Source organism: Pseudomonas sp. 1L-C-7-B-C1 (genome assembly GCF_057291635.1).
This window is the reverse complement of sequence record NZ_JBXAWH010000011.1, coordinates 51,178-66,963: the sequence shown is the minus strand read 5'-3', so window position 1 is coordinate 66,963 and position 15,786 is coordinate 51,178. Positions and strand designations below refer to the sequence as shown.

The following is a 15,786-nucleotide window of genomic DNA, read 5'->3' as shown; positions in this document are numbered from 1 at the left end:
TTCGGGGCGCGCGCCGGCCAGAGCCACTTTGAGCGGGCCGGGTGAGAGGGTTTGCGGGCGTTGCCCGGGAAGTGCGTTCATCACTTGGCGCCTTTTTTTATTATTGAAACGGCGTTTCATCTGAAGAGCTTGTGCCCGAGTTTTAAACAGATTCACGGCGGCGTCAAGAAAGATGAAACAGCGTTTTGATTCGCGAACGTATATCCTTGGGCTTTACCTTCCGTTGGAGCCTTCATGGACAACAGCACCCTTCAGAACAGCGAACTGGTCTCTGGAGTCGCCCGCACGATGGCCATCCTTGAGGCCCTGGCCGAACATCCCGAAGAAAGCGGAGTGTCGGAAATCGCACAGAAGCTCGACATGTCCAAGAGCACGGTTTACCGCTTTCTGCAGTCACTCAAGACACGTGGTTATGTGGTGCAAGATGCCGAAGACCGCTACCGGCTTAGCGTCCGGCTGTTCGAATTGGGCGCCCAGGCCTTGCCCCATCTGGATATCGTGCGCGAGGCTGAACCGGGCATGCGGCGCATCAATGAATTGACGGGCGAGACCGTTCACCTGGGAATTCTCGACGAGGGCAGCATCGTCTACGTGCACAAGATCGATTCGAAATACAACCTGCGCATGTACTCGCGCATCGGTCGACGCGCGCCGCTTTACTGCACAGGTATTGGCAAAGTGCTCATGGCGTGGCTGGAGCAGCCGGAACTCCTGGCCCATTTGCAGGAAGAAAGTTTCACGCCGCGCACGGGCAACACGCTGACCACCGTTGAGGCCTATCTGCAGGAACTGTCGTTAGTCCGTTCCCAAGGCTACGCTGAAGACCGTGAAGAATTCGAAGACAACATGCGCTGTTTGGCTGCGCCTATTCGCGACCGCTTTGGCCATGTGATAGGGGGAATGAGTGTGTCATTTCCCTGTTTTCGCTTCCGCGACGAGCTGAAGCAGGACTACATCAAGCAACTGATGGAGGCCACCCGGCAGATTTCCGGACAATTAGGGTGGCATGCGCAGAGTGAGCCACAGGCATCAGCTTGAAGCGGCTGGAGGCCACTGTTTTGTTCAGGGCTACCGTCGCATGTCCGCCATGATGTTCACGTAATCAACCACGCCGCCGGCAGAACTCGAATGAACCTCAAGCCTCCTCAAGACAAGATCTGCGAACCCATTCTGTGGGAAGCCCACGCCTGCCTGCCGCTGCTCCCAGGCCAGGACATGTCGGCCCTGAGCGTCTACCGCAAGGCTGGTTTTCATCACGTATCGGTCAATGTCGGGATGGACATGACGCCGTTCGCAGACGTAATTCGAGTGCTCGCCGGTTTCAGGCGCTGGCTGTTGCAGAACGAGAGTGAGTATGTCCTGGCGGGTACGGTCGTCGACATCCAGCGTGCCCGTGGCCAGCACAAGCTCGCGGTCTCGTTCGACCTTGAAGGTGCAAACATGCTGTGTCAGGACGTGGCGATGGTTGAATTATTCGCCAAACTGGGCGTGCGCCAGATGTTGCTGGCGTACAACCGCGACAACAGCTGCGCCGGTGGTTGTCATGGTGCGGGCGGAGGTCTGACCCCTTTGGGCCGTGAGGTTGTCAGCGAAATCAACAGGTCCGGCATCGTCATGGATTGTTCCCACGCCAGCAAGCGTTCAAGCCTGGAGATCATGGAGCTATCCCGGCGACCGGTGATTTTTTCCCATACCAATGTGAAGGCCATCCATGACCACCCGCGTACGATCGACGATGAGCAGATCCTCGCGTGTGCGGCCCAAGATGGCGTGATCGGTCTCACTGGCCTTGGAATCTTTCTGGGCGACCCTGAAGCGTCAGTCGCCGCCTTCATTCGTCAAATCGATTACCTGGCCGAGCGAGTCGGGACTCGCCACATCGGCCTCGGCCTGGACACCGAACTGGCCCCCGATTACCGGGATTTACCCGAAGGCGTGGAGGAATCCGATTGGTGGCCAGAGCAGCATTACGGAAACGTGAATGGCCAGCGCCAATTACAGCCGACAGCCCTCCAGGAGGTAGGCCGGGCGTTGAAGCGGCTGGGCTACAGCGAGGTGGATCTCAACAACATTTTTGGGGAAAACTTCCTGCGTGTAGCGAAATCGACGTGGCCGTCACCCGAGCCCGGTTGAGCGCATCGAGGTGTTTTCAGACTCCCGGTCGCGCGAGCGATCAGTGCTGCTTCATCTGGATTGAAGAACCATTGTCGGGATTTTGCGCAGTGCCTTGATCAGTTTTTGAGGAGTCGAAACACCCTGAGATACCCGCCGAAAGCAGGGTTGCAAGGCAAAGTGTTCTTAAATAGCCCATGAAGTTCTCCATGATCGATTATCGAGTCAAGACGGCTTATTAGTAGCCCAACTCTTGGTCAGCAGCAGGCTCTCCGGGTTCAGCCTTTCACCGGAGGAGAGTCAGCCAGGTCACTCACTGAATTGGCGCAGGGTGGTTTCGAAAGCCCGGTTGGCCATGGCTTCAAGGGGAAGCTTGCGGTGGGTGTCCGAAATCACTTCCAATCCCCACGGGCCGTCATAACCCGTAGCTTGAACCGCTTTGATAAAAGCCCGGATGTCGAAGGTGCCATCGCCCGGCAGGACGCGTTTATGGATGGTGTCCATCCACAGCGGTTCAATGGGGTACTTGTGCGCATCGTTCAGCTCGACCGACTTGATGAATCTGGCCGGGATACGGGCGATCTCGCTGAAGTCGATGCCACCCCGCTGCAGATGCCAGATGTCGAGGAGCAGTCCTCCATTCGGCTGATCAGCGCCTTCAACGATCGCCAACGCCGTTTCAATCGTCCGCACGTTACTGAACGGCATGATTTCCAAGACGATGTTGGCACCAACTTCGGCAGCTTGCCGGCAAAGCACGGAAAACTCTTTGACCATGAGATCAATATCCGCCAGCTCTTCTCCTATACCGGGGCCGATTTTGATTGAGCGAACCCCCAACGCTTCTGCTGCCTCGAGCAATTCTCGGCGCACCTTGTCTGATTGGCGTCGACGCTCACCGTCGTGGTACCAGTCCACTAGGAACTCCAGTTCGATGTGCTTGATACCGTTCTGCTCAAGAATGGTCTTCATGGCGGGATAGCCGATCTGATCAACCGTCGCCATCATTCCGTTGTGCACCAAGCCGATGCCTTTGAAGCCTGCCTTGCCCGCAGCCTCCATCCGGTCTTCGAATGAAAACGGGCTCACTTCACTGGGGCCCATTGGGTACACGTCACCGGCAATCGTCCAGTAAGCCGCAAGAAGTTCTATGGTTTGGGTAGTCATTGCTGTTGCTTCCTCTCAATCTCTTTAAATCAATGTGCGGTCAGACTAAGGTAGAGCTTGGCTCGGATAAACCCGGAATAAGTCGTCACTGAGTAGAGCGAGAGTTGACAATGGCTTATGTTGAACAGGCCTTGAGCGGGGTTGTTATTTTCGTCACGGCAGCAAGGACTGGGAGCTTTACCTCGGCTGCCGACCAGTTGGGCATCACCAAGTCCGCAGTGGGAAAAAGCATCGCGAAGTTAGAAGAAAGGCTGGCTTGCAAACTTTTTCATCGATCTACCCGCCGCTTGGGACTGACCGTTGAAGGGGAGGCTTATTTCGCCAGCTGCTCGTTGGCGGTGGATGAAATCCTTGCCGCTGAAGCATTCCTGACAAGCAACCAGAAGACGCCGAGTGGCCGTCTTCGAATCGACCTGCCCGCCGCCTATGGACGCAGCATCGTACTGCCGGTGCTACTGGACATCCTTGACGCTTATCCAGAGCTCAAGTTGACGGTGACATTCACCGACAGCGTGATTGATCTGATCGAGGAAGGTATCGATCTCAGTATTCGATTCGGGACGCTCAAGGACGCAAGCGGCCTGGTAGCGAGGCGTCTGGCTGTGCAGAAACAGATCATCTGCGCTGCACCTCGCTACCTCGAAAAACACGGGTACCCGGAGTCTGTGGAAGACCTTCAGCAGCACCGCTGTATCGTCAACTATCGAAGAGGCCAGAGGATGAGTTGGTCTGTGCTGGATGAAAACGGTGAGATCGCCCGGATCGTTCCACCCAGTACCCACGAGGTCGGGGACGGGGATGCCATCATTGCGATGGCGGCGGCAGGGCAGGGCATTTGTCAGATGCCCAGTTCTTTGATCCGCGACCACCTCAAGGACGGCAGACTGGTTCCTGTGCTTGAAAAATACAGCCCGGGCGACGTCGCCATCCACGTTGTCTGGCCACACACGCGGCACCTGCTGCCCAAGGTAAGACGCGTCGTGGATGAGCTCGTTGCCCGGGCGGAGAGAGGAGACCTGAGCTGATCGTCAGCCGTCTTGCCCAACGGCGGCTAACGAGCCGAGGCCGCCGTCCAGCGCTGACAAAGCTAGACCAGAGGCGCTCGGTCTGGGCCTTACGCTGATGAAGGGATTGCGACCCGCCACCCCCATGATCGGCTCGCAGCCGGCATGGGTGGCTAAGCTGCTCACGACCCATGTGCGCTACACCTCCGTACCCTTTTCCGCTTTGATCCCAATTTCGATAGACGGCGGTCAGTGCGCTGGTAAACCCTTGGATTTCAGCCACACTGTTGCGCTGTCCAACCCTCATGCAGTCTGTTCGTTGTCCGGGACCGAGCCGCTTCATCGGCTACCTGGTGGATAAGGAGACACCTCAATCCCCAGCAGAGAGTCATCATGGCAACATTCAACGTTAAAGATTTCGGCGCAAAGGGTAATGGCAGCAGCGACGATACGCTCGCCATCCAAAAAGCCATCGATGCCGCCGCTGCGGCGGGCGGCGGACAGGTGTACTTGCCCGGGGGCACTTACATGGTCAGCGCAACGACGGGCAGTTGCCTCGCCCTGAAGAGCAATGTTTCACTGGTCGGCCAAGGCATGGGCGTCTCGACACTCAAGCTGGCGAACGACCTGCCCTCCGCTGTCACTGGCATCCTGACGGCCGACGGCACCCACGATGTGGGGGCCAGCAAGCTGACCCTTGATGGCAACCTTCAGCACAACACGGGGTATGTATCGGGCTGGCTGAATGGCAGCGGTACTAAGGTCAAGATTGATAGCGTTGAAGCCAAGAACGCAGCGGGCAACGGTTTCGATTTGCAGGGCACCAACGGTTTGGTGCAGGTAGAGCTGAGCAACAGCGTCGCCCATGACAATGACTACGGTGTGCGCGCCTATGCAACGACTGCCAGCCTGTTGCATGACAATGTCGCCTACGCAAACCGGACCGGTTTCAACGTCGGCGGCGATGTCCAGGTAGTCGACAACGACGCCTATCGCAATACCGACTTCGGAATATTCGTGCAAAGCACCGGTACTACCGTTAAAGGCGGCGAAGTCTACGGCAATGGCGATGACGGAATCCACACCGCATTCGCCCGTCAGTTCAAGATCACGGGCGTTGATATTCATGACAACAAGGGCAGCGGGATATATATCGAAAGCAGCGTAAACGGCGACGTCTTTTCAAACACAATCCACAATAATTCTCTAGGCAGCCCCGTGTCCGAAATTGAGGTATACGGCGTGGCCAAAGTCAGTACCTCCAGCAAGTCCCACGACATCAGGGTGACCGGCAATATCATCACTGGCAGCGAACAGTCCACTTACGGCATCCGCGAAAGCAACGCCGTGTTTGACAATTCGTACACGCACAACGTCATCAGTCACACCCAAACGGGCGCCGTTGCCGCGCTCGCCAGCAGCGAAGTGTCGGACAATACCGACTCTATCTACACCTACGGTACCCGTTCAAACGACACGCTCAACGGTGACATCACTCAAGACGTGATATACGGCGGCGCTGGCAACGACACACTCAACGGCAAGGGCAACAACGACACCCTGATCGGTGGCACTGGCGTAGACAAGCTCACCGGTGGCGAGGGGAATGATATTTTCCGCTTCGATACGGTCAGTCAAAGCTATCGCACCGCGACCAAGTCGTATGCGGATGTGATCACCGATTTCGACGTGGCCCATGACAAGATCGACGTTGCAGGTGGCGGCATCGGCTTCACCGGGCTGGGGAATGGCCACAACCACACGCTCGTGCTGGCTTACAACGAGGCCAAGAACGTGACTTATCTGAAGAGTCTGGATGCGGACGTGCTGGGGGAACGCTTCGAGTTGACCTTGAACGGCAACTTCCTGCATACCTTCACTAATGCCAATCTGCAACCCGTGATCCAAGGCACCGACGCCAGTGAAAAGCTCATTGGAACCAGCGCTGCGGAAACCTTACTGGGCGGTGCAGGCAGGGACACGCTTAATGGGGGCGCCGGCGATGATCGACTCGACGGCGGGGCTGGCGGCGATACCCTGACAGGCGGCGCGGGCGCCGATACCTTCGTGTACGGCAACTTTCGAAACAGCCAGCGTTACGACAATGACGGTACCGCACAGCGGGACACGATCACTGACTTCAACGGGAACGAAAACGACGTCATCGATGTGTCTGCTACAGGCTTCCTTGGCCTGGGCAATGGGCACAACGGTACGCTCAAGGTGGTCGTGAACGCCGCCGGCACTCTGACCGCGCTCAAATCACTGGACGCCAGTGACCGGGACGGGGCGCACTTTGAGTTGTTGCTACAGGGCAACCACGTCGCGGATCTGACCCCTGCTCATTTGATATTCAAAGACTTTGACGGCGGTAAAGTTGTGTCCTCCTCGCCGCTACTGAGCACCGTAGTCAGTCATACCGAAGCGACGGCCATCACCCTTATCGGCGGCGTGGTAGAGCATGGGAACGAGCATTTGGGCTGATTGGCAGGCAGATTGAATGCGCCTACCTGCGGTATCGGTACGAAAGGCTCATCTGTCTTTGTATAGATGAGCCTTCGAATTAAGTAAGCAGGCCGGTGGTGCTCGCAGGAGCTGTCCCATCGAAACCTGGATTTGCCAGGCAGAGTTCATCGACGACGGCTGTCTATGCTTTCAGGCTGAGCGCCCCGGCTGCAGCGCCTGCTCCAGACAATCGATGAGCGCTCGTACCTCAAATTCAACGCAGAGCCGGATCATGAAGCCGCATGGCGCGCGCAATTGGAGCGGCATCTGAAGCTTTGGGTAGAGAATCTGGACCGACTGACAGTCGCGGTCAGGGAGGGTCAGTTCGCGGGATATGTGTTATGGGCGCCCGACACAGCCACGCCGAACTTTGCACTCATCACGTAAGGCCAGACTTCCGGCGGCTCGGCGTGGGAAAGGCACTCCTTGATGCTCACCTACGCGATGCGGCACGGCAGGCCTATTGATAACGGGTAAGCCTTAGGTGTTTCAGATGACGTAGTCAGACTCTGGAAGAACGTGTTTTGGCATGAACAATGAAAAAGTCGTGCCGTGGCCTTCCACGCTCTCAACGGTAAGGCATCCTCCAGCCTGGATGACGTAACCGTAAACCATCGACAGGCCGAGACCGGTGCCTTTTCCCTCTTCTTTGGTTGTAAAGAAGGGTTCGAAAATCCGTTCGATAAGTGCTGCAGGCATTCCGGTGCCAGTGTCAGCCACCTGAATACGCACGCACGATTGACCGGCTACCAGAAGGGCACTTTTGGCAGCCATGAGTTCGCTAACCTCAACATTACAGGTGCGGATTGCGATGGTTCCGCCTGTAGGCATCGCATCCCGGGCATTGACCATAAGATTGAACAGCGCGCTTTCCAGCTGATGTGGATCTACCTTGATTCGCCATGGGTCAGATGCCAGTTCGGTTTCAAACTTGACGTTCGATCCCAGGCTACCTTGGCCGAGTCCAATCAACGAGTGGATCAAGGGGTTCACATTGATCACGTCTGACCTGAGCTTATGGCGTCTCGAGAAGGCCATGAGCCGAGCGGTCATGGCTCCCGCCGTTTGCGCACCGTGCAAAGCATTGCTCAGGTGTTTCTGCGCATGGTCCGGTTGATTGTTCTTGAGGTAGTGCTCCGCAAGGCTCACCGAGCCGGTTACCGTCGTCAGCATGTTGTTGAAGTCATGGGCAATGCCCGTCGTGAGCTGACCCACAATCTCCATTTTCTGCGCCTGAAAGCGATCGCTGATCATCTGGATCCTCTCTTCCTCACGCTGCCGCAGGACGGTCACGTCCTGCACGCAATTCACGAAGCCGATCTGGTCTCCACCTTCGTCAAAAAGGGGGGTGACGTTGGCAATAACGTTGCGACGGCTGCCATCACGGCGCTCAACGATCACATCGACATTCAGCGCAGGCTCCCCAGTTGCCAGAACGTGCACCATGGGCGTCTGGTCATGGGGCAGGTAGGTGCCGTCACCTGTATAAAGTCGATGAGCGCCGCAGAATTTCACCTCGGGGTCACCTTTGACTGGAGTCTCCCCCCAGATCTCTGCTGCTTTGAGGTTGTAAGCGACAACGACGGCATTCCGATCGCAGATATAGAGCCCGACGGGAAGGTGTTCAATCAGGTCCTGGCTGTAACGGGCGTTCCAAGGACCATCTGTAATCCGGCGGTCAGCATTAAGCGCCATGGTGTACCTGTGCGGTGGGAAGCATGCAGCCGGATGGCTGACCTGCATTATTCCAATCTCGTGCAGGATACAGGAAGCAGTATTTGCAGCCATGACGCTGTCTGCTGTTGATTGTGCCCGAGACAGTTACCCAAACCATCATCTCGGCCTATCGTTGCGATTCTGATGGTCTGTCGATGACCGCGTTGGGCATCAGTCTTGCTGAGCCGACACTGAAGGTGCCATTGCGCTTCATCTAGAACGCGCGCCCGACAGACAGGCGGTCAGCTGGTGGCGAACTATCTAATTGGATGCGGCAACGAGGCGTGGATAAGTCGTACAATCCGACGGGTATTGATCTCGGCTAGCGTGGTAGGCATGACAGTTGACACAGCGAACGCGCCGGGTGGCGAGCCGGGTGAACAACCTCGTATCGGGGCTGAGCTGAGCAGGCCAGGGGGGGATCCTTTTTCAGCTGCTGTCTCTGCTAGTCGCATGCCCATGCTGATCACCGACCCTCGCCAAGATGACAACCCAATCGTTTTTGCAAACGCCGCTTTTTATCGTTTGACTGGCTACGATGCCGAGGACGTTGTTGGCCGTAACTGCCGTTTTCTGCAGGGGCCGGGAACGAGCCAGGATCACATAGCAATGGTTCGAGAGGCCATCAGCCGGCACGAGCCTATAGAAATCAAGCTTCAAAACTACCGCAAAGACGGCAAGAGCTTCTGGAATCACTTGCACGTGCAGCCCGTCTTCGAGAGAAACGGAAAGTTGGTGTACTTTTTCGCTTCGCTGCTCGTCCTTTCCTCTGAGCAAGAGCGATTGCGCTATTTCGACGACGAGCTGACCATCAATGAACGCGCCCTGGATGCCCTCATCCGATCATCTACTGAAGTCCGTTACCGCATTAACGCGGACTGGAGTGAATTGCATCAGCTTAACGGCGGCGATTTCATTGCGGATACCCAAGGCAACGACCGGCAGTGGCTCGATAGATACATACCTGCAGAGGACCGCGAGGCTGTCCGAGCCGAGATCGCACGGGCGACGAGAACCAAATCAACGTATTTGATAGAGCACCGCGTTAACCGGGTCGATGGCTCCGTGGGCTGGGCCCTCTCGCGCGCGATTCCCATACTCGACGGGTCGGGTGAAATCAAAGAGTGGTTTGGTGCGGCTTCCGATATTACCGAGCGCAAGAATGCTGAAGAGGCACTGCGCCAAGCCCACGAAAGCCTTGAGGAGCGGGTTGCTCAAACCTTGGCCGAGCGTAGCCAGATTGAAGAACAACTGCGCCAGTCTCAAAAGCTGGAAGCGATAGGTCAGCTTACCGGTGGCGTTGCGCACGACTTCAACAATCTGTTGACGGTCATTCGTTCCTCCACGGACTTTCTCAAGCGCCCCAACCTCTCTGAGGAACGACGCGGTCGCTACGTGGATGCCATCTCAGAAACGGTGGACAGAGCCACGAGGCTGACCGGGCAACTTCTTGCCTTTGCCCGCAGGCAAGCACTTAGGCCTGAGATCTTTTCCGCTTGCGATGCGGTGCGATCGATCTCTGACATGATGAACACGCTCACTGGCAGCCATATTTCGATTAACTTCGTTATGCCTGACACACCCTGCTTTGTGAAAGCCGATCCGATCCAGTTCGACACTGCCATCGTAAACATCGCTGCGAACGCGCGGGACGCGATGGGTCAGAGCGGCCAGCTCACTGTTTCCGTAAGCTCCGTTGAAGTTCTTCCTGTCATCCGTAGCCATGCAGCGGTTTCAGGACCCTACGTGGCTGTCTCGCTGACCGACACGGGGTGTGGTATTCCGGCTGACAGACACGAGCGTATCTTCGAGCCCTTTTTCACTACCAAAGAAACGGGCAAGGGCACAGGCCTGGGGTTGTCGCAGGTGTTTGGCTTCGCGAAACAGTCGGGAGGGGAAATTGCCGTAAAAAGTACACTGGGCAAAGGCACCACATTTACTCTGTACCTCCCACGAGTTGAGTCAGTCAATCGCCCTGGGCAGGTGAAGAGCGCCCTGAGTCAGTTCGATGGGCAGGGTTTGCGAGTGTTGGTTGTAGAGGACAATTCAAGCTTGGGACTTTTCGCGATTGAAATGCTGACAGACCTCGGTTATGAACCTGTCCTGGCCTCTGATGCGGAAGCTGCGCTAGATCGTCTCGCTGAAAATGCCGAGCACTTCGACATTGTGTTTACCGACGTTGTGATGCCGGGCATGAGCGGCATTGAGCTAGCGCAACGAGTTCGCAGCCTCTACCCGGATCTTCCGGTCGTGCTGACATCAGGCTACAGCCACGTGCTAGCGCAAAACGGCACTTACGGATTCGAGCTGCTGCACAAACCCTACTCGGTGGAGCAGGTTTCCCAGGTCCTGCAGAAGGCCGCTATCTACGCACGCTCTCGATAAGCGCCTGAGCATTCCCGGGCAGGCGTGATCCTCATCACGGCGGTATGAGTGCAGACTCATCATCGCTTGGGACCTCGCCGAAAACGATCATTACCCATAGCCCTGTATTCATACCTACCGCCCCACCAGGTGATTCAGTGAGGCGATCTAATTAGTGAATATAATTCACGTCACTCGGTAATAACGAGCCGAGATCCCGCTCCATTTCTCCAATAGGCTGTCTCGAAACCTTTATGGAATCGACCTCATGCCATCCGATTCAGCCAGCATAGCGGCGATTGGCTTTCACCCCGCTAGCGTTTGTCATTCACACACTGACGCAGTGCAGAAAATAATCGCTCCTGAAAGGGCTGGCGAGGCAGTGACCTGCTTCAACGCTTACGGGAGCGCGCCATGAGATTGAGCATTCTTGACCATTCCCCCGTGGACAGTGGCTGCACAGCCGCTGATGCGCTGTGGGCAACCACGCGACTCGCGCAAGCTGCTGAATCTTTGGGTTTCGAACGGTACTGGGTGGCGGAACACCACCAATCCAACGTTCAGGCGGGGAGCAGCCCTGAGCTGCTGATGATGCAGATTGCCGCCCATACGCAGGCTATCAGGGTGGGGTCGGGTGGCATCATGCTGCCCCATTACAGCGCGTACAAAGTTGCCGAGACAGCGCGTGTGCTGGAGGCGTTGTACCCGGGGCGGATAGACCTGGGAGTAGGGCGGGCGCCCGGAGCGGACCAACGCGTCACCCGTGCCCTCAATGATGAGAAAACGCACCAGATCCCTTTCCCGGCCAAGCTCAAGGACCTCAAGGCTCTGCTGCTTGATGACAAAGAGGGGGCAGGCGATCAGCCCCAGCCGATCTACGCTGCACCTCGGATCATGACCCTCCCTGAGTTGCACATACTGGGTGCCAGCGGCAGTACCGCTGAACTGGCCGCTCTGGAAGGGATGGGCTTCACGTTTGCGCACTTCATCAATCCCCATCATCAGCAAGGTGTGCTGGCCGCCGAGCATTATCGAGCCAATTTTCGCCCATCAAAACTGCATGCCGCGCCCAGTGTCATCGTTGCTGTATTCGCAGTAGTGGCCGACACCGTCGAGCAGGCCGAGCGGCTGGCGACCAGCTTTGATGACTGGTTGCTGCGGGCAGAGTCTGTTGCCCCAGCCGAGGCGTTGGCGCTGCCCGACGCGGTCGACCCTACGCAGTACAGCGCTGAAGCGCGCGATCGAGTCGCGCTCAACCGCATGCGGGTGGTTGTTGGCGACGGTCCGTTGGCGATTCAGCAACTGCAGCGCATCGCGTCGCAGTATCAGACCGATCAGATGATGGTCATCCCCATGATCCCCGGCGAAGCAAACCGACAGCGTGCTATCGAGCTACTCGCTCGCGCCAACCACGAATCCAACCTTCGCGCCCCACAGCGGGCACTCCAGGAGAACTAATCATGACCTTATTTGAAGCATACGAACTCGGCACCACAACGCTGGACAACCGCATCGTCATGGCACCGATGACCCGCTCGCGCGCCCCTGACGACATTGCGACGGAGCAAATCGCCCTGCACTACACCCAACGCGGCACCGCCGGTTTGATTGTTTCGGAAGGCACGCCGATCTCTCGTGAGGGCCAGGGTTATCTCTTCAACCCGGGCATCTATACCGAAGAGCAGATCAAGGGATGGAAGCTGGTCACCGACTCGGTCCACAGCGTCGGCGGGAAGATGTTCGCCCAGCTGTGGCACGTTGGCCGCGTGTCGCACACTTCCATTCAGATCGACGGCAAAGCGCCGGTTAGCGCTACCAGCAAGCAAGCGCAAGGTGCAGTCGCGTTTGCCTACACGGACGACGGGGAGCCGGGTTTCGTGCCCACCTCCACACCACGCCCGCTGACCACCGAAGAGGTAGCACGCGTGGTTGAAGATTTCGCCCAGGCTGCGGAAAACGCTATCGCTGCCGGATTCGACGGGGTGGAAATTCATGGCGCCAACGGCTATTTGCTTGAGCAGTTCCTGAATCCGCTGGTGAATGACCGAACCGATCGCTACTCAGCCGACACGCTGGAAAATCGTCTGCGGTTCGTATTTGAGGTTGTCGATGCGGCAGCCGCCAGAGTCGGCGCTGATCGAGTGGGTATCCGCATTTCGCCGTACGGCCAGTTGTTCGATATGCCGCTGTATCCGCAGATCGACGAAACCTACTCAGCGCTCTGTGCAGGCATGAGCCAGCGCGGCATCGCTTACGTTCACGTAATGGATCAGACCCACTTCTTCATGGCAGAGGAAGGCTCGGCTGCGCAGGAGCAAGCGCTTCGCGACCTGCTCAAAGACTGCAAAACACAGCTGGGCAAGACCGCATTGATTCTCGCCGGGGACATGACCCGTGAACGCGCTCAAGAGCTGCTGCACGCCGGCCTGATCGACCTTGCCGCATTCGGACAGCCCTTCATCGCAAACCCTGACCTGGTGGCTCGGCTGAAAAACGGCTGGTCACTGACCGAGCCGGATCGCGACACCTACTACGGCGGCGATGCAAAAGGGTATGTCGACTATCCGCCGTACAGCGGCTGATTCCGCGGCCACGCCAGCCGGCGTAAGGACTGTTCGCTGAGCCCGGTGACCGTGCATCCAGGGCAGAGGGCCCTGGATGCTGGGTTTGCACCGCGTCCGATGATCCGAGGGAACACATCGAGATTCCGAAGGCCTATACCCGTTACGGTGCGCTGTTGGCTGATACCAACGTCTGATTGCGATTGCTTGGCGGCCCTCAGTCCCTCAGCAATTGCCCCAGCTTCACAGTCACGGCAGGAAGGACTCCGTCTACGCACGATATAGGTCGCGTTTCATTGCACAGCCGTACGTCGGGTTGGTTAAGGACGGTTTGATCGCTGATGGTTGAGTTGAATCACAGCTCCACATCTCTTACAGGTGTTCTGATGTCCACGATGAAAAGCTATTCGGTTAACGCCAACGGTATCCGTCAACACATCGTTGAGGCCGGCGAAGGTCCGCCGGTGATCCTGCTTCACGGCTTCCCGGAAACCGGCTATGCCTGGCGGTTCCAGATCCCGGTACTCGCAGAGCGCTACCGGGTCATCGTTCCAGACCTGCGCGGTTACGGCGAAACCGAGAAACCGTCTACCGGTTACGACAAACGCAACATGGCTCTGGACATTCGCGAGCTGATGCGCGAGCTCGACGTTCCCAAAATCGCGCTGGTGGGCCACGACCGTGGTGCTCGCGTGGCCACACGGTTCGCCAAGGACTTTCCGGATTTGCTGGACCGTCTGGTGGTGATGGACAACGTGCCAACCCGTATTGTCGCTCGTGAGATGGACGCCAAGATCGCCAAAGCGTACTGGTTTTTCATGTTCCACCTGGTGCCGGATTTGCCAGAGGCGCTGATTGCCGGACGTGAGCACATTTGGCTACGGCATTTCTTCTCTGATTGGTGCCACGACCCACAGGCGATTACCGGAGAAGCCTTCGACACGTATGTCAGGGCTTATCAGGCACCGGGCGCTGTGCGAGGCGCGATGTCTGATTACCGTGCCAACGCCACCGACACTGCCCAGGATCAGGAGGACGCAGACACCAAAATCTCGGTGCCGACAATGTCGTTGTGGGGCGCGAATTTCCCTGCCGTCGCCGAACTGTTCGACATGCCCAAGGTTTGGGCCGAGATGGCCGACGACCTTGAAGCCCATGCCATTAGCCACTGCGGCCACCTCCCTCATGAAGAGCAACCCGATGAGGTCAACAGATTGCTTCTGAAGTTTCTTGAGCCTTGGGAAGGCTGATCGGAGCTTGGGGTTACCTTGAAATCGCGGCCGATGTTTTCAACGAAATCGGGGAATGGCGGCCATTCATCACGCGGCAGTTTCCCATGCCTGCCACGAGACCATAGAGAGTCCAAGGAAGATGCACGCACCTGATCAACGAAGAGCCGACGCCATGGCAAGAATAAAAAATAATGATAATGAGCTTAGAAGATAATGTGATTTTAAACTGGCGCCCATAGCGCATAGGCTTGCCCTGATTACGTCTGAATCAGATCATCAGGGAGTCATCCATGAGCAACGTCAGTGCTTTGCCCGCTCAGTCCAGTGTCAGCCTTGCAGCCAATGCCAGCAGCGTACGCGATCGGGTCAGCCCCCAAGAGTGGGAAGTACGCGTGAAGCTGGCGGCGGCCTACCGGATCGCCGCCCTGAAACGCTGGACCGATCACATCTACACGCACTTTTCCGCGCGCGTACCGGGTCCGGACGAGCACTTCCTGATCAATGCGTTTGGTCTGCTGTTTGACGAGATCACTGCCTCCAACCTCGTCAAGGTCGACATTGACGGCACGATTGTCGATGACCCCACCGGCTTAGGCATCAACAACGCCGGCTATGTGATTCACAGCGCGATCCATGCAGCGCGCCCTGACTTGCAGGCGGTGCTGCACACCCACACCCGCGATGGCATTGCCGTCTCTGCGCAGAAAAACGGGCTATTGCTCATCTCCCAGCATTCCCTCGGGTTCTCCGGGCGGGTGGCGTACCACGGCTATGAAGGTATCGCGCAGGACCTCGGCGAGCGCGAGCGGTTAGTGGCGGACCTGGGGGACAAGAGCGTGATGATTCTGCGTAACCATGGTCTGCTCACGGCAGGGCTGAGCGTCGAGCACGCATTTCAACAGCTGCACAACCTCGAATACGCCTGCAACATCCAGATTGCCGCGCAGGCCGCCGGCAATGCCGAATTGATCTTCCCGCCTGAAGAGGTGGTGAGGAGGGTGGAAGAGCAGGCCAAAGTCCTGAAAAGCGGCACCGGGCCGGGCGTAACACGGCATTGGAATGCGCTGATCCGCGAACTGGACCGGCATGGGACGGATTATCAGGATTGATCTCGACGACGAGTAC

At 57.4% G+C, this 15,786-nt stretch carries 11 protein-coding genes and 2 pseudogenes; 11 read left to right on the top strand and 2 right to left on the bottom strand.

Annotated elements, in window-relative coordinates:
- Nucleotides 1-234: 234 nt before the first annotated feature.
- Together kdgR and AC0Z8Z_RS17470 are read left to right on the top strand one after the other, a co-directional pair.
- Nucleotides 235-1,038, top strand: coding sequence for a DNA-binding transcriptional regulator KdgR (gene kdgR, locus AC0Z8Z_RS17475; protein ID WP_485619920.1), 804 nt, complete (start codon nucleotides 235-237; stop codon nucleotides 1,036-1,038).
- Nucleotides 1,039-1,128: 90 nt separating this feature from the next.
- Complete coding sequence (locus tag AC0Z8Z_RS17470) at nucleotides 1,129-2,133, top strand: dipeptidase (protein ID WP_485619919.1); 1,005 nt, start codon at nucleotides 1,129-1,131, stop codon at nucleotides 2,131-2,133.
- A 288-nt stretch (nucleotides 2,134-2,421) separates the two neighbouring features.
- Here AC0Z8Z_RS17470 and AC0Z8Z_RS17465 read toward each other — a convergent pair whose 3' ends face one another.
- A complete protein-coding gene (locus tag AC0Z8Z_RS17465; RefSeq protein WP_485619918.1) occupies nucleotides 2,422-3,279 on the bottom strand; it encodes a sugar phosphate isomerase/epimerase family protein in 858 nt (285 codons plus the stop codon).
- Nucleotides 3,280-3,389: 110 nt separating this feature from the next.
- Between AC0Z8Z_RS17465 and AC0Z8Z_RS17460 the strand changes: the two genes are divergently transcribed.
- From AC0Z8Z_RS17460 to AC0Z8Z_RS17450, 3 genes are all read left to right on the top strand, one after another.
- Nucleotides 3,390-4,304, top strand: coding sequence for a LysR family transcriptional regulator (locus AC0Z8Z_RS17460; RefSeq protein WP_485619917.1), 915 nt, complete (start codon nucleotides 3,390-3,392; stop codon nucleotides 4,302-4,304).
- Nucleotides 4,305-4,676: 372 nt separating this feature from the next.
- Complete coding sequence (locus AC0Z8Z_RS17455; RefSeq protein ID WP_485619916.1) at nucleotides 4,677-6,767, top strand: glycosyl hydrolase family 28-related protein; 2,091 nt, start codon at nucleotides 4,677-4,679, stop codon at nucleotides 6,765-6,767.
- 263 nt (nucleotides 6,768-7,030) lie between these two features.
- A complete protein-coding gene (locus tag AC0Z8Z_RS17450) occupies nucleotides 7,031-7,255 on the top strand; it encodes a GNAT family N-acetyltransferase (RefSeq protein WP_485619915.1) in 225 nt (74 codons plus the stop codon).
- Between the two features lie 22 nt (nucleotides 7,256-7,277).
- On the opposite strand, the gene AC0Z8Z_RS17445 is transcribed toward AC0Z8Z_RS17450, so the two are convergent.
- The gene (locus AC0Z8Z_RS17445; protein WP_485619914.1) at nucleotides 7,278-8,576 is read right to left on the bottom strand and encodes a two-component system sensor histidine kinase NtrB; all 1,299 of its coding nucleotides are present in this window, start codon (nucleotides 8,574-8,576) and stop codon (nucleotides 7,278-7,280) included.
- Between the two features lie 264 nt (nucleotides 8,577-8,840).
- On the opposite strand from AC0Z8Z_RS17445, the pseudogene AC0Z8Z_RS17440 reads away from it, so the two are divergent.
- The 6 genes and pseudogenes from AC0Z8Z_RS17440 to AC0Z8Z_RS17415 form a co-directional block, all read left to right on the top strand.
- A pseudogene (locus AC0Z8Z_RS17440) lies at nucleotides 8,841-9,671 on the top strand (PAS domain S-box protein); the annotation flags it as partial.
- 48 nt (nucleotides 9,672-9,719) lie between these two features.
- Nucleotides 9,720-10,889: pseudogene (locus tag AC0Z8Z_RS17435) on the top strand (ATP-binding protein); the annotation flags it as partial.
- A 393-nt stretch (nucleotides 10,890-11,282) separates the two neighbouring features.
- Nucleotides 11,283-12,326 (top strand): MsnO8 family LLM class oxidoreductase, encoded by a 1,044-nt coding sequence (locus AC0Z8Z_RS17430; RefSeq protein ID WP_485619913.1) that lies wholly within the window; start codon nucleotides 11,283-11,285, stop codon nucleotides 12,324-12,326.
- Between the two features lie 2 nt (nucleotides 12,327-12,328).
- Nucleotides 12,329-13,450, top strand: coding sequence for an alkene reductase (locus AC0Z8Z_RS17425; protein WP_485619912.1), 1,122 nt, complete (start codon nucleotides 12,329-12,331; stop codon nucleotides 13,448-13,450).
- Between the two features lie 365 nt (nucleotides 13,451-13,815).
- Nucleotides 13,816-14,679, top strand: a complete 864-nt coding sequence (locus AC0Z8Z_RS17420; RefSeq protein ID WP_485619911.1) for an alpha/beta fold hydrolase — start codon at nucleotides 13,816-13,818, stop codon at nucleotides 14,677-14,679.
- 272 nt (nucleotides 14,680-14,951) lie between these two features.
- Nucleotides 14,952-15,770, top strand: a complete 819-nt coding sequence (locus tag AC0Z8Z_RS17415; RefSeq protein WP_122623773.1) for a class II aldolase/adducin family protein — start codon at nucleotides 14,952-14,954, stop codon at nucleotides 15,768-15,770.
- The last annotated feature ends 16 nt before the right edge of the window (nucleotides 15,771-15,786 follow it).